At 35.4% G+C, this 15,118-nt stretch carries 11 protein-coding genes; 3 read left to right on the forward strand and 8 right to left on the reverse strand.

Annotation, left to right across the window (positions count from 1 at the left end; translation table 11 throughout):
- Nucleotides 1-248 precede the first annotated feature (248 nt).
- Nucleotides 249-2,291 carry a transglycosylase domain-containing protein gene (locus BGI23_RS07400; RefSeq protein ID WP_000769281.1) on the forward strand — a complete coding sequence of 681 codons (2,043 nt, stop codon included), beginning with the start codon at nucleotides 249-251 and terminating at the stop codon, nucleotides 2,289-2,291.
- A 95-nt stretch (nucleotides 2,292-2,386) separates the two neighbouring features.
- On the opposite strand, the gene BGI23_RS07405 is transcribed toward BGI23_RS07400, so the two are convergent.
- The 3 genes from BGI23_RS07405 to BGI23_RS07415 all read right to left on the reverse strand — a co-directional run bounded on the left by BGI23_RS07405 (nucleotide 2,387) and on the right by BGI23_RS07415 (nucleotide 6,349).
- A complete protein-coding gene (locus BGI23_RS07405; protein WP_070805600.1) occupies nucleotides 2,387-2,815 on the reverse strand; it encodes a hypothetical protein in 429 nt (142 codons plus the stop codon).
- A gap of 195 nt (nucleotides 2,816-3,010) precedes the next feature.
- A complete protein-coding gene (locus tag BGI23_RS07410; RefSeq protein ID WP_070805601.1) occupies nucleotides 3,011-4,834 on the reverse strand; it encodes a Gly-Xaa-Xaa repeat protein in 1,824 nt (607 codons plus the stop codon).
- A gap of 243 nt (nucleotides 4,835-5,077) precedes the next feature.
- Nucleotides 5,078-6,349 carry a PAS domain-containing sensor histidine kinase gene (locus tag BGI23_RS07415; RefSeq protein WP_000937011.1) on the reverse strand — a complete coding sequence of 424 codons (1,272 nt, stop codon included), beginning with the start codon at nucleotides 6,347-6,349 and terminating at the stop codon, nucleotides 5,078-5,080.
- A gap of 160 nt (nucleotides 6,350-6,509) precedes the next feature.
- On the opposite strand from BGI23_RS07415, the gene BGI23_RS07420 reads away from it, so the two are divergent.
- Nucleotides 6,510-7,355, forward strand: coding sequence for a DUF72 domain-containing protein (locus BGI23_RS07420; protein WP_000897342.1), 846 nt, complete (start codon nucleotides 6,510-6,512; stop codon nucleotides 7,353-7,355).
- Between the two features lie 445 nt (nucleotides 7,356-7,800).
- Here the strand turns inward: BGI23_RS07420 and BGI23_RS07425 are convergent, their stop codons facing one another.
- The 4 genes from BGI23_RS07425 to deoD all read right to left on the reverse strand — a co-directional run bounded on the left by BGI23_RS07425 (nucleotide 7,801) and on the right by deoD (nucleotide 11,428).
- Nucleotides 7,801-7,995, reverse strand: a complete 195-nt coding sequence (locus BGI23_RS07425; protein ID WP_001094859.1) for a DUF3924 family protein — start codon at nucleotides 7,993-7,995, stop codon at nucleotides 7,801-7,803.
- Nucleotides 7,996-8,114: 119 nt separating this feature from the next.
- Nucleotides 8,115-8,645: a tyrosine-type recombinase/integrase gene (locus BGI23_RS07430; RefSeq protein ID WP_000806236.1), complete on the reverse strand. Its 531-nt coding sequence runs from the start codon at nucleotides 8,643-8,645 to the stop codon at nucleotides 8,115-8,117.
- Between the two features lie 107 nt (nucleotides 8,646-8,752).
- Nucleotides 8,753-10,564 (reverse strand): sensor histidine kinase, encoded by a 1,812-nt coding sequence (locus BGI23_RS07435; RefSeq protein ID WP_000797495.1) that lies wholly within the window; start codon nucleotides 10,562-10,564, stop codon nucleotides 8,753-8,755.
- Between the two features lie 156 nt (nucleotides 10,565-10,720).
- Nucleotides 10,721-11,428, reverse strand: coding sequence for a purine-nucleoside phosphorylase (gene deoD / locus BGI23_RS07440; RefSeq protein ID WP_000110703.1), 708 nt, complete (start codon nucleotides 11,426-11,428; stop codon nucleotides 10,721-10,723).
- 175 nt (nucleotides 11,429-11,603) lie between these two features.
- On the opposite strand from deoD, the gene BGI23_RS07445 reads away from it, so the two are divergent.
- Nucleotides 11,604-12,392: a hypothetical protein gene (locus tag BGI23_RS07445; RefSeq protein ID WP_070805602.1), complete on the forward strand. Its 789-nt coding sequence runs from the start codon at nucleotides 11,604-11,606 to the stop codon at nucleotides 12,390-12,392.
- 4 nt (nucleotides 12,393-12,396) lie between these two features.
- Here the strand turns inward: BGI23_RS07445 and mprF are convergent, their stop codons facing one another.
- Nucleotides 12,397-14,982: a bifunctional lysylphosphatidylglycerol flippase/synthetase MprF gene (gene mprF, locus BGI23_RS07450; protein WP_070805603.1), complete on the reverse strand. Its 2,586-nt coding sequence runs from the start codon at nucleotides 14,980-14,982 to the stop codon at nucleotides 12,397-12,399.
- Nucleotides 14,983-15,118: the final 136 nt, after the last annotated feature.

Raw genomic sequence — 15,118 nt, forward strand, 5'->3', positions numbered from 1 at the left:
CTGTCGTTTTTTAAAACATTTTATCGAAAAGTTTACAAAAACTTAACATAACTCTTATTGTTGTATTAATAATATTAATAATCAATATTGAATATCTTACTTGTAGAATGTCCTTTTCTTGCAAAAAGTATGAATGTGAAAGAAAAGCTTTACACTACAGGAAAGACTACGTTATTATAATAAATTTAAAAGGAGGTATATTCTTCCTTTTGAAGAGAAGAGTGTAAACAAACGAAGGAAGTGAACGAATGAAATTGAAGAACACTCACTTAAAAAAAATGCAGGAGTGGTTCAACAAGAGGAAGAAGCTTCGTAATTCATTAATTGTATTAGGAAGTTTGCTCGCTACTCTATTTATTGCTATAAATATAATAATTTCTATTCAAGACATATCTGAATTAAAGCAAGCTGTTCCGCAGCCGACCTTAATTTATGATGCAAATAATGAAGTTGCGACTAAATTAGCTTCTTCTAAAACAGAAGGCGTAAAAAAGAAAGATATTCCTGATATTATGGTTCAGGCCATTGTTGCAGTAGAAGATAAGGAATTTTTTAACCATCACGGGATTTACTATAGTGGAATTATAAGTGCAGTTTTTAAAAATATTACAGCAGGAGAAGTTGTAGCAGGTGGAAGTACAATTACACAACAACTTGCGAAAAATGTATTTCTGACACAAGACCGCACATACTCTCGAAAAATTAAGGAATATTTTTTAACAAAAAAAATAGAGCGTACGTATACGAAAGATGAAATCATTGAAATGTATATGAACCAAATTTATTTTGGTGAAGGTGCTTGGGGTATAAAAAGGGCAGCTAAATCTTATTTTGATAAAGATGTAAAAGATTTAACAATTTCAGAAGCAGCAACGATTGCGGGCTTGATTAAAGCACCATCTGCGTATTCACCTTATAAAAACTTTAACAAGTCAATTGAAAGACGTAATGTCGTATTAAGTTTAATGAAAGAGCAAGGGTATATTTCGGACGAACAGTATAATAAAGAAAAAGAGAGTGGACTTGTGTTAAAACGTGGCGTTGATGATAAATACAAGGGAAAATACTCTCAATATGTAGACTATATTGTTAGAGAGGCGATGGACAAGTACGAATTAACACAAAATGAAATTTTAGCAGGTGGTTATCGTATTTATACAGAGCTTGACCCGAAAAAACAACAGGCCGTAGAAGACGTTGTGAATAATGATAGTTATTTCAAAGATAGTGGCTCAGACCAACTCATGCAAACGGGTGTAGTTCTTATGAATCCCAAAACAGGTGGTATACCAGCTTTAGTTGGAGGCAGAGGGCCGTATCAGTTTTTACAGTTTAACCATGCAACCCAATTAAAAAGACAACCGGGCTCAACGTTAAAACCTTTGGCTGTATATGTACCAGCGTTAGAACAAGGATATGAAGTATACGATATATTAAAAGATGAACCATTTAACATTAAAGAATATAAACCACAAAATAGCGATCATACTTTTCACGGTGATGTGACAATGTATGAAGCCGTAGCAAAGTCGTATAATGTTTCAGCTGTGTGGCTATTAGAACAAATTGGATTAGATAAAGGATTGAAATCTTTAGAGCGATTTGGTATTCCATTAGTGCCAGAAGATCGTACGTATCCGATTGCTTTAGGCGGTATGCATGTGGGGACATCTCCATTTGTAATGGCTCAAGCATACAGTACATTTGCAAATGACGGAGTCCAAGTGGAAGCTCATGCAATTAGGGAGATACAAAATGCTGAAGGTGAAACGCTTGGAAAGTGGTATAAGAAAGAGACACGAGTGACGAGTGAGAAAGTTTCTCAAAAAATGACATATTTATTAAAAGGTGTTGTCGAAAAGGGAACGGGCGAAAAGGCAAAAGTTAATAATGTTGATACAGCAGGTAAGACAGGAACTACTCAAATTGTAAATGGCCCGAGCACCGGTGCAAAGGATTCATGGTTTGTTGGATACACACCAGATTTAGTAGGTGCGATTTGGGTAGGGTATGATAAAACCGATAGCGATCATTATGTTCCGGGTGGTAGTCAAATTACGACGACAATGTTCCGGGATATTATGAAAAAAGCGAACGCAAATCCAGCTCAAAAAGCATTTCAGTTATCGCTCATATCTGAGGCTGATTATAAAAAACAATTGACTACAATAGAAGAGGAAAAACGAAGAAAAGAAGAAGAGAAGAGAAGGAAAGAAGAGGAACAACAACGAAAACAAGAGCAACAAGAGTGGCTTGATAAAGTGAAAGAATGGATTCCTTCATTTTGGTAAAAGAAAGAGGCGAATAACGAAATTCGCCTCTTTTTTGTATGAAAAACAAAATGAAACTTTAAATGGTAGAGATTTTCATCTATCTTTATTAGCTATTATTCGTTAAGTATAATGTTCGCACTGCCATAGGATTCGGAATCGTATGTGACACTTATTCTACCTTTGCTTATAGGTTCATAAGGTAATTCTTCTTCGTAATTACCGTTATTCTCATTGTGGATAGAAAGTGTAATTTCATCGATTTTTTTATTTGTATACTGATTTTTAATCGTTTCAGCAATTTGGAGTAACGCCTCGGAACTAGAAGCTTTCGTAATAAGCATTCCTTTTATAACCCTTTTTTCATTATTTGTGGAATTGGAATAAGGGATGTTGCTTTGTTTTGTATACAAAAGTTTGTATGGAGCAGTTTTTCTCTCTGCTTTTGATATAGTGGAATATTTTAGAGTTAAAAAAAATCCTACACATAAAATAATGCATACCATAAGTGCAAACCAAATGCGTATTAGTGACATAACTCTCATTTTCATCCCTCTTTCATATCTTTGACTTCACTATTTATCATACAAAATAAGGATTAAGATAGAGTAAATTTGAGGTAAAGAAACGTAAAGAAGGAGCACTTATCCTCCCAAATAAGTGCTCCTTTCTATATAAAGAGAGATTTAATGCACGGTTAAACGATACATATTATTATAAATATACTTTTTAAGCGAAAATTAGTAAATTCGGAATACAGATAGTGTTGCTGTTGTATCGCCTGTGTTAGGAATAGAAATAGTGTTTGCTGTAGGCTGTATAGAAATCGTTGTACCAGCTTGTAAAGTAACAATTGTAGAGAAAGAAACAGCACTACCGATAACGTTAGTTGAGAAATTACGAGTAGGTGGTTGACCATTGAATGAAATACCGAATCCAAATGGTGAAGACCCTGGGAAAGTTGTAGACGCTGAGAAACTAATATCATATACGCCTGTTTCTAAAATCGTTAAAGTATCTGAAGTATCATTGAAAGAGATATTAGTTAATTCAAACACTTGATTGAATTGAAGGTTTGTTCCAGGTGATATAGTTTGTGGATTTGAGTTTCCGATTGCGGCGATCGTTACAGGAATTGGTGTACCCGCTGGTCCGGTTGCGCCAGTAGCGCCTGCTGGTCCTTGAGGTCCTTGAACGCCTTGAGGTCCTTGAGGTCCAGTAGCGCCGGTAGCCCCCGCAGGCCCTTGAACGCCTTGAGGTCCTTGAGCACCAGTAGCGCCAGTAGCCCCCGCAGGTCCTTGAACGCCTTGAGGTCCAGTAGCACCAGTAGCGCCTGTTGCCCCTCCTGGCCCTTGGACGCCTTGAGGCCCTTGAGGTCCAGTAGCGCCTGTAGCGCCCGCCGGCCCTTGAATACCTTGAGGTCCAGTAGCGCCGGTAGCACCCGCAGGTCCTTGAACGCCTTGAGGTCCTTGAGCGCCAGTAGCCCCCGCAGGCCCTTGAACGCCTTGAGGTCCTTGAGCACCAGTAGCGCCAGTAGCGCCTGCAGGTCCTTGAACGCCTTGAGGTCCTTGAGCACCAGTAGCGCCTGTAGCGCCTGCTGGCCCTTGAACGCCTTGAGGTCCTTGAGGTCCAGTAGCGCCGGTAGCCCCCGCAGGCCCTTGAACGCCTTGAGGTCCTTGAGCACCAGTAGCGCCAGTAGCCCCCGCAGGCCCTTGAACGCCTTGAGGTCCTTGAGCACCAGTAGCGCCAGTAGCGCCTGCTGGCCCTTGAACGCCTTGAGGTCCTTGAGCACCAGTAGCGCCAGTAGCGCCTGCTGGCCCTTGAACGCCTTGAGGTCCTTGAGCACCAGTAGCGCCAGTAGCCCCTGCAGGCCCTTGAACGCCTTGAGGTCCTTGAGCACCAGTAGCGCCTGCTGGCCCTTGAATACCTTGAGGCCCTTGAGGTCCAGTAGCGCCTTGAACACCTGCAGGTCCTTGAGCGCCTTGAGGTCCTTGAGGTCCAGTGGCACCTTGAGCCCCCGCTGGTCCTTGAGGCCCAGTAGCGCCAGTAGCCCCCGCCGGTCCTTGAGGCCCAGTAGCGCCAGTAGCACCAGTAGCGCCTCCGCCTCCAAGACAACCTGATCCGTATTGAACTAGGATAGCTTGGATCTCGGTTATAAGTTTAACTAGTTTGTCGGTCGTACAACAATCTACTTTGAATAACTTAGCGATATACAATAAATAATTAAGCAGGCTTTGTAGTTCAACGTACAACGCTCCGCATGAGAAAGGTGTTGTTCTTAAAATAGTTAATAGATTAGCAATGATAGAATTTCCAATTTGTTTTTGTGCTGGAGATAAATCTAAGCAATTGAGAAATTTTTGTAAGTTATTTAGGGCAGCGATTAAGTTATCGATATTATTTTGAGAAGGGTTTTGAAAAACAGCTTGAATAGCTTGGCCAAGAGCTTGAAGAAGTCTAACAAATTCTGTAAGTTCGGACTTAGAGATGTTAATATGACTACAAGCTCTGACTTCGCAACAGTCATTACCATAAAATACTTTTCCTTTATTTTTATTGTTCATCTTTTCATTCCTTTCTTTCATAGAATCAATAGTCATTACTATATATTAAAATGAAATTTATACTAAATCCGTGATGGACAAACTACCATTTCTAAAAAAATAAGAAATTGGCCCGCTTGGCAAACAAATAAGTAAGATATAGAGAAGGTTTCATATAATGTAAAGAAGGAAAGTTCAACATAAAAAACTGCATGTCAATTGTTAAGGGATTTAACAATTGACATGCAGTTCGTGGATTGGATTTTATTTGTCTTGATTTAATCTTTCAAGGGCTGTTTTAGGTAAGATTGGAATTGAAATAGTAAAAGTAGTACCATCTTCATTACTAGTCATTTTTAATGTACCGTTATGATTTTGAATAATTTTTTTTGTTACTGCCAAGCCGAGTCCTGTACCGGAATCTTTTGTTGAGAAGAATGGATCAAAGATATATTCTTGAATCGCTGATGGAATACCAGTCCCATTATCAGTGAAAGTAATACGAACAAAATTATCTAGGCGGTAACTAGTAATTTGGATAGAAAGTTTTTTTTCCCCTTGAGCATCGACAGCGTTCTGGAATAAGTTTAAAAAAACTTGCACAAGTTCATGACGATCAATATGAACTAAAATATCATCTAATTCGGTAGAAAAATTATAATTAATTGAAATGTTATGTAAAAAGACTTCGCTAGCTAGTAACTGTTGAATATACTCACGTAAAAACGTATTAATGGGAAAGGGTTCTCTTGTAAATTCACGTGTTTTTGAAATAGATAAAAATTTTGTAATGATACTATTTGCGCGATCTAATTCAGGAATAAGTAAGTTTTTAAATAGTTCTTTATTAGATGGAGAAACAGTTTCTTGTAAAAATTGTAAATAACCTCGTACGGTTGTAAGAGGATTACGGACTTCATGTGCAATACCAGCTGCGATTCGCCCTGCTAACGAAAATTTTTCTGCATCACGTTCTGTGTTTAAATAATGAAAGACACTAATAACTCTAAAAATTTCTCCATTATAATCACGAATAATTCGGTTATTTAAAATACCATAGTTTTTGTCTAAAACTTCTTCATTATATATTTCCATGCCTGTTCTTAATGTTTCAAGAGCTTTAATTTTTTCTTCAGGTAATTTTAGTAATTGTTGAATTGGCTTTCCAATTATATCATTTCGTACTACACCAAAATCATCTGCCGCAGCCTGATTACATAAAGTTATATTTCCTTTATTATCAACAAAGGTTACATGATGTGAAAAAGCATCAAAAATATGAACAAAGTATGTTTCAAGTTGTTTAAATAAAAATAATGAATCGCAAGTAAGCTGAAAATCAGCCTCTTTATTCTCTTTTTGTATGTTTTGAATAGAATGAGTTGATCTCGTTTTCTTTATTTGTAAACCAATCTGTGGATTTTTATATGTGAAATGATGTGGTAATTGATTCACAAGTTCTTCATAAAAACGTACTTTATTTTCTAATTCTTCTATTCGTTTTTCATGAGACACAATATCATCTTTTGGAAGCATAAATAAATAACCCCTCAATTTAAAAATTCTTCCATCTAGTATATCATATTTTTATACGGATACTCTTAAAGAAGGGACTACTTAATGAAATTGATTGGTCGAAGTGTTCAGGAAGTGAGTAGAATGGATAGTAGGTGAAGTTAAAAAGGGAGGAATATATTTGCTTTTCATTGGAGTAACAGGGTGGGGAGATCATGATTCTTTATATATAGACCCCTATGAAAATAGAAATAAATTACGAACATATAGTGAGTATTTCCCTATAGTAGAAGTGGATAGTTCATTTTATGCGATGCAACCTGCACGAAACTATACAAAATGGGCAATGGAAACACCGAAAGATTTTTCTTTTATCGTCAAAGCATATCAAGGAATGACAGGACATATGAAAGGTGAAGTTCCTTTTTCTACGTTCGATGAGATGTTTGATGTATATAAACAATCTATTCTTCCTTTAATTGAAGCTGGTAAATTAAAAACGATTTTATTTCAATATCCACCATGGTTTGATTGTAAAAAGAAAAATGTAGATTTTCTTCGATATACGAAAGAAAAAATGGAAGGTTTGCCGTGTGCAATAGAATTTCGAAATCAAACATGGTTTTATCCAGAAATGAGAGATAAGACGTTACAGTTTCTAGAGCAAGAAAAATGGATTCATACAATTTGTGATGAGCCACAGGCAGGGATGGGTTCAGTACCACTCGTATTAGAAGTAACGAATGCAGAGATGGTGTTAATACGTTTTCATGGCCGAAATGTTCATGGCTGGCTTGATAAAGGGGAAAATTGGAGAGCGGTTCGTTGCTTATATCGCTACAACAATAAAGAATTAGAAGAATGGGTAGAAAGACTAGAACAATTAAAAAAGAAGACAAAGGACATATACGTATTATTTAACAATAATTCAGGCGGAGATGCAGCTGATAATGCGAAACAGCTTATGAAAATGATGAACATTACATATGGTGAGCCAAAGCCTGAGCAATTAAATTTGTTTGAGTGATAATAAACAAGAAAGGCACTGTACAAACAGGGGGAATGTACAGTGCCTTTCTATATGAAAAAGAGGGGTAACAATGTTACTGAGCGTTTGGTTGATTCATCAATTGTTGGCTTCGTAATAAATGATAATGGTTATCATTATCATTGTCAATGGTTTTCCTGAAAATAAATAAAAAATTTTTTATGGGATAGTAACGATAGGGAGATCCCTAATAGGAGTTTGGCTAAAGTAAAGAATTGTTTCGAGGTAGATTTCCTGCAAACCCCTGATAAAGTGAAACTTTAATCAGTGAGGTTTTGTTCATCCCCCACTGATTATCAGCCCTCACCAATCGGGCTTTTACGGGCAGCCCGACCTCCATCTAACTTCTTTACTTCCGCTGAATTTTGAGGTGGGGGTCATACTGCCCGTTAATGCGGGATAAAGTATAAAAAAAGAACAGCAATTAATGCTGTTCTTTGCTAGTGATGAATTGTTGTAAATCAAAAGGAGTTATCGCTTGGATAAATTCTTTTGAGATAAGTGTTTGAACAAGAGTACTCTCAGAAATAGAAGCACCTGTTTTCTTTTCATAAGCTTGTTTCAATAAATCAAGTTTTTCAGCCGTTTCTTTCGGTAATTCAATTGTTAAAGTGTTCATAATTTCTCCCCCTTACTATTAGAGTACCACTACAATATAGGAGAGACAAGAAAAGAGAATGTGAAACATAAAAAAGGTTACCATTTATAAATGGTAACCTTTTTTATGTATAAGAGTTATTAAGCAATACCGATATACTTTAAAGTTTTTGATGGAGTACTATGATCAAAGAAGTGTTGTAAAAATGCGATATCAACACCTGATTTGTATGCGCAATATCCCCAAGTTTTTCGAAGTGTATGTGAGCTAATCCCTTCTAATCCAACTTCTTTTGCAGCTTTGTTTAAAATGTACCACGCATGTTGTCTCGTAATAGATTTTGTTCCTTTTTGAGACTTTAACAATGGTTCATTACGTTTCCAAGTTTTACGTTCTTTCATGTAGTCTTCGATTGCGTGCTGTAAGTCTTCATTTACAGCGAACCATTTATGTTTTTTTACTTTTTCATTGTAAAATAAAATGGAATGGCGAACATTTTCGTTTTCATCGATTACATCACTAACTTTTAATTGTAAGATTTCACTTACTTTTAAGCCAGAATTTACAGCTAATACGAATAGTAAGCCATCACGTTTCGAAGATTGTAAAAGTATATTTTTGATAGTTTCTAATTGTTTTTCGTTTTGAATAGGTTGTCCTGCTTGTTTCATTTCACGCACTCTCCTCTTTTATATGTGTAAAGGAAAGGATTAACTTGTTTTTAACTATAAAGGGAGAGTGTGAATTTCATGTGAACTCCTAGTGAAATTAAGACAAATTATTTGACTTCTTTTACTTTTTGTAAATTAAAGTAGAATACAACGCTATTAGTCGTGTTATATACACCGTACTCAGCATGGTGGAGATCTAAAATGTTTTTTACAATAGATAAACCGAGACCAGTACCACCAGTATGACGGCTACGAGATGCATCTAAACGGTAGAAGCGATCCCAAATTTTTTCAAGACTTTCTTCTGGGATAGGATTTCCTGTGTTTTCGATTTCGACTTTTACTGTATCTTCCATTGCTATAACGGAGACTTGTATTTTTTCTCCATCTGGCGTATAGCGAATTGCATTGCTAAGTAAGTTCACAACCACTTGCTCAATACGACTACGATTCGCTTTCACAACTATAGAAGAGTCTACATCTATGTTCACTTGTAAATGCTTTTCTTCCATGCTAAATAATAATTTTGTATAGACTTGTTGAATTAATTCACCGATTGAGAATGTCGTCATATCTAGTTTGTACGTACCTGATTCTAATTTTGCTAATTCTAACATTTCAACAATAAGTCTGTTCATATTTTCTGTTTCTTCTAAAATAACATCTGTGTAATACGTCGTATCTTTACTAACACCATCTTTAATTCCTTCTGCGAAACTTCTAATTACACTGAGCGGTGTTTTTAATTCGTGTGATACACCAGAGATGAATTCTTTCCGCGTTTTTTCTAATTGACGTTCACGTTCAATATCTTGTTGTAATTTTGTGTTTGCAACATTTAATCGATCGATTCGATCTTTTAAATTTACAGATAACGTATTAATACTACCAGAAAGTCCGCCAATTTCATCGTCTGCTGTTACAGGTAATTTCTCGCTAAAATCAAAGTTGGCCATTTTCTTTGTAACGCGATTGATTTTAATTAATGGTTTCACAATGATTTTTGAGTAGTAGAAGGATAACAAAATAATTACGAGAAATACGATGATTAAGGCATAGACATAATAATCTTTTAAAACGAGCATCGCTTCATTAACAGGTTGCAAGGATGCTATCGCAAAAGCATATTCTGTAATCTCTCCATTTTCTATAATAGGTTTTACAAAGATACTATTCTTTATATTTTCCCCGCTATCTATGATATAAGTGTTTAATTGCTGCGAGTTAGCAGTGCCATTTCTAATAAGCTCTGCAAAATATTGAACGGCTTGTAATGTTTCAATATCATTTGCAAGACGAACCTCGGCTTTCGATGGAAGCTGTAACTTAGATATAGTACCAGTAAACTCAATTTGAGTAACAGTTTTGTATCGGTTTGTAAGTCTATTTTTAGAAGGATTACCATTAATAGATGAAAAATCTGAATTGGTATATTCGTTTTGCCAATGATTATAATTTGTTGTCAATTTTATTGGTGTTATTGTTTTGTTTTGTAGCAAACCTACGACGTTTATCACATCGTCTTTTTTCAATCCTAAGTTTTCGAATTTCTTATATTCTTCGGGTGTTAAAAGATTATTAAGCGGAATGGAATATGTTTCATGATTTTTAGGATTAAATACATCAATGTAGTAATTGTTGTCGCTTTTAATAATGCCATTCTTATTTAAAAATTGCATGTCAGCATTTGTTTTATCATGAAATTCTTGTTTTAGTTTTCTAACTTCCTCAGGATCTTTTTCGCTTTTTTCATAATTAGCTACGAATTTTTCAAAAGCAGTTTGAACGGTTTTTACTTTTTTATTGATATAAAATTTTTCTAAAAATAGAGATTGCCCTAGGAAAAAAAGGAGGAATATGATTGTAAATAATGTTGATGTTAATAGAAATAGTTTAAAGACGATACTTCTGTTTTTCACTGCGTCACCTCTTGTGAGAAATACTGTAAATGATTACTTTATTATAACAAACGTTACAAAAAAGTAGAGGAGAAAATCTGTCTCTTTCGAAAGTAGTTTTTAATAAAAGGTCACATAAAAAGAACTCGACAGACGTATGACGAGTTCTTTAATGTATTATTGTTGAATTGCTGCATCTAAAGCGATTTCAATCATTTCGTTAAATGTAGTTTGACGCTCTTCAGATGTTGTTTCTTCACCAGTGAAGATGTGATCGCTTACTGTTAATACAGATAACGCATTTACACCGTATTTCGCTGCTAATGTGTAAAGAGCAGTTGTTTCCATTTCTACTGCTAGTACACCGTAATCTCCAAGTTTTTTCACTATGTCCATGCTCTCACGGTAAAATACATCTGCTGTTAAAACGTTACCAACACGAACGTGTAAGCCTTTTTCAGTTCCAGCATCGTAAGCTTTCTTTAAAAGATCAAAGTTTGCAGCTGGTGCAAAATCAAATCCTGGGAATGTTAAACGGTTCATATTAGAATCCGTACAAGCTGTCATTGCAATAATAACGTCACGTACTTTTACGTCTTTTTGAATCGCACCACAAGTTCCAACGCGAATTAAATTTTTAACTCCGTAGCTTTGGATTAATTCGTTTACATAAATAGAAATAGAAGGAACACCCATACCTGTACCTTGCACAGATACACGTTTTCCTTTATAAGTTCCAGTGAAACCTAACATACCACGTACGTTATTATAGCAAGTAACGTCCTCTAGAAATGTTTCAGCAATATATTTTGCACGTAATGGATCACCAGGTAATAGAATAGATTCAGCGATTTCACCTTGTTTTGCTTCAATATGTACACTCATGAAAAGTCCTCCTTATAATGTATTGATAGAAATCAATATCATTTGCATTATACACTACGAATCCTTTTAATTAAAATCTTTTTATTCTTTGTAATATGTGCAAAACAGGAGGATTTCATAAATCACAATCTAGAATATATAAGTAAGAAGTTTTGTATGAACAGAGACAATAAAAATAGTAGGTGATGTCTTGAAAAATCTTGTCATTGGATTTGTTGCTTTGTTATTTATTGTAGTAGGTGGATTTTACATAAAAAAGTATCAGGAAACTACAGAGACTGTAGGTGATGTTCAGGAAGTGAAATGGGATGTGTCAAATGGAAAAGGAAATGAGAAAGTAGATATTTCGTTTCAATTATTAAATAATAAAAATAACGAAGTTCGTGGTGTGAATGATCAAATTCGGGCAGTTATTGTAGACGGAAAGTTAAAACATGTACAACAAATGAAACCTACATTTGCAGGGAGTGGATCATATAAGGTATCTTCTAAAATAGCGAGAGATGAAGGATATACAATATTTTTATATGAAGACAAAAACAAGTCTGTGAACTCATTTGCGAAGAAAGATTTTGGGAAAGAAATAGACGAGAAAAATAAGAAAAAAGTAAAATTTCCAATTGATAATGTACTTACAAAAAAAATAGGGGAATATGAAGTTTCTCTTTTATTTGGTGCATTGCATCCGAATGAGCCAGTGACGTTAACATTTCAATTCCAAGCAAAAAAGGGTGAGAAATTGAAATTACATGCAGAGAGAGGAGAAATTGAGGCGCTCTATATCGTGGATGAAACGAGAGAAAACTTTTTATATGCAATACCTGTTGATACAGATGAGCAATTACAATATCGCATTACATTTCCTGCCGAAGGAACGTATAAAATATGGGGAGATTTCTATATAAATGGAAAGAAATATGAAAAAGAATTTATTGTACAAGTTCAAAAAAGAAAAAACAGCTAACTATTTAGCTGTTTTTTCTTTTTCCTATTAATTTTGTTACAGAGAGCATTGTAATTGGTAAAGAATGATTCTTTCTAAATGCTAAATATTTACCGCTCCATGTTGGTTTATATTTTTCTTTAAAATGTCGTAACCCGCTGAAACTATATGTGTAACGAACATTATTAAAGATGGCAGCAGCAACCCGTTCAGACCAGAAAGATTGTGTCGATAAACCTACATTTGAAAGTGGTGCCATACCAATATTAAAGGAGTGGTATTCATTTTCTTTTGCCCACTGGAATAGGTGGATGAAAATTGCATCCATAATGCCGCTAGGCGCATCTGGATAATAGCGCATTAAATCAACAGACAATGATCCGTCTTGATATACGGGCATAAATGTCGTGAATGCAATGATTTTTCCATCTGCATCAGATAATGTAGCGATAGGAGCACGGCTAATATATTCACGATCAAAGTATCCGAGTGAGAAACTTTTCTCTTTTTTTCCACCGAGCCATGCATCTGAAACTTTTTTTAATTCTTCAAATAGTTCATCTGAGAACGGCGGCTGGTGAATAGAGAATATATAGCCTTCTCGTTCAAAACGGTTGAAAGTCGCTCGCATACCGGCGCGTTTTTTTCCTGTTATTGTAAATGTATTCAAATCAACGACAGCTTCTTCACCAAGCTTAAAGAAGTTGTAACCAAAATCATGATATAAACTCATCCATTTACTTTCGATTTGGTAGAATACACAAATGTATCCAAATCGGTCAGCTTCAGCTAAAAACTCTTGTAACACAGTACGGTAGGAGGAAGGATCTCCAATTGGATCACCTAGCACAACAAGACGTTTTCCAGTTATAGAGAAGAGAAGGAGCGCTTTCCCATCACTACTAAAGAAGAATTGTTTATCGCCTAAAAAACCTAAATGACTAAGTACATTTCCACCATGTTCATCTAAAAAGTTTTGTAATCTTTTATCATTAGCTGGTTGCCCGGGAAATTCATTTCGATAACGATTAGCAATGAGTGAGCCAATCAGTAAAAATGTAGGAACGAAAAAGGCAGCTGCTAATGCACTTCGTTTTACTTGCGTAATATTACGAACGACAAAATCAGGTTTAAAAGCTTCTTTTGCACCTGCAAATAAAATACCTAAGTTTTTATATAAATATAAAGTTATAAGTAAGAATATAAAAACTTTTACGATATCAGAAAGTGAGACTTCCATTTTCTCGCGTACAAATCTTTTACGAAGCATATATAATACAGCGAGTACAATTAATAAAATAAACGTTTCTTCAATATCAATCCCTTTTAGCGTATTAAAGATAGCTGCTCCGATTAAAGAAATAATCGTCATATAGTAAGAACGTTTTGTTCCATAATATATGCCTCGTGAAAGGATCAGGAGGAGAATACCGAATGTTAGTGATAAGCTAAAAGAAAATTGAATAAGATGTTTTGGAGCTAGAATATGTAAGGCGTGAGCTCTGTTTATACTTGTCGGTAGAATGGTCGATAAAATAACCATTAATCCAGCAAATACTGTTAAAGCAGCAGAGGCCCATGAACCTAGTTTTCCTAGAAAATCACGCTGCAAAGTCCATATAACACCAGTTGTTTCTAATGCAGGCGCAATAAAAGGTTTGTCTTCAAACTTTTTAATGGCCACGCCTGTCATTTCAAAAGCTGCAAAAATAAGACCAAGGCAGAATGGTAAAATGTAATAGACGAGGCGATATAATAACATAGCAGGTAGTAATACGCCTGTATCAATGCCATATTGTCCGAGCCCAGTTAAAAAGACAAGGTCAAATGAACCAAGTCCACCAGGTACAAGACTAACAACACCAGCTAAAGCGGCAATTACATACACACCTAAAAACTTTTGAAATTCGATATCAATGCCAAATAATATTAGTATGACGTACATAACAATACCAGCAGATACCCACTCAACTAATGAAACTAATGAGTATAAAACAGTTGGATTTTTCTCTTCTTCTCGTTCATCTTGTCCTTCGGTTTGCTTTGGTTTTCTATTTTTTAGTTTAGAAAAGCCAATGTATATAGGGACGAAAAGGGCGAAGAAGATCAAAACAGGCCATAGCCACGGTTTTTCATGCAAAATAAAACTTGTGTCTAATATTCCAATAAGGCCGAGGAATGAAAGAATAGCGAGTCCGTTAATAAAAGCAGTTGTCATCCAGGCGATACTTTTAATCAGTTTGCCATTTTCTTTTATGTATGGACGATAAAGCATCGTACGTACACCCGCTCCAACGAGACCACCAAATCCAATAAATCCATTTAAGGTATTAGCAATCCATGAGATACGAAAAATCTTTTGGACAGGTATATCAGCTTTTAAATAACGAAGCATAACATAGTCGTAAAAGAACATTGTTGATACGGCAAATGCACCAAGTGTAATGGCTAAAAAGACTCCTCCGGTTGGAATGTTTTTAATTGTATTGATTGCTTCTAAAAAAGAAATGCCTGCTAATTCTTTTTTTGCTTGAAAGAATACAATGGTTAATACAACAAATGGGAAGATAATTTTCCCGATTTGTAAGAAACGTTTCCATGAAAACGACATAAATACAACTCTCCTTGTATAAGAAAACTGAGACAATAATATTATTATGACAAACTTCAAGAAAAATAAAAAGGTAAATTCCTGTATAAGGAAGCTATTTTTTATAAGGGTTATATTTAAAAGAGTATTTCGTTTG

Origin of the sequence: Bacillus sp. ABP14 (genome assembly GCF_001831375.1) — a bacterium.
Lineage (GTDB): Bacteria > Bacillota > Bacilli > Bacillales > Bacillaceae_G > Bacillus_A > Bacillus_A paranthracis.

Bases quoted from the DNA above. Each gene is read 5' to 3' on its own strand.
- mprF (WP_070805603.1), bottom strand. From the start codon at position 14,982: ATGTCGTTTTCATGGAAACGTTTCTTACAAATCGGGAAAATTATCTTC.
- BGI23_RS07410 (WP_070805601.1), bottom strand. From the start codon at position 4,834: ATGAACAATAAAAATAAAGGAAAAGTATTTTATGGTAATGACTGTTGC.
- BGI23_RS07400 (WP_000769281.1), top strand. From the start codon at position 249: ATGAAATTGAAGAACACTCACTTAAAAAAAATGCAGGAGTGGTTCAAC.
- BGI23_RS07405 (WP_070805600.1), bottom strand. From the start codon at position 2,815: ATGAGAGTTATGTCACTAATACGCATTTGGTTTGCACTTATGGTATGC.
- BGI23_RS07415 (WP_000937011.1), bottom strand. From the start codon at position 6,349: ATGCTTCCAAAAGATGATATTGTGTCTCATGAAAAACGAATAGAAGAA.
- deoD (WP_000110703.1), bottom strand. From the start codon at position 11,428: ATGAGTGTACATATTGAAGCAAAACAAGGTGAAATCGCTGAATCTATT.
- BGI23_RS07430 (WP_000806236.1), bottom strand. From the start codon at position 8,645: ATGAAACAAGCAGGACAACCTATTCAAAACGAAAAACAATTAGAAACT.
- BGI23_RS07425 (WP_001094859.1), bottom strand. From the start codon at position 7,995: ATGAACACTTTAACAATTGAATTACCGAAAGAAACGGCTGAAAAACTT.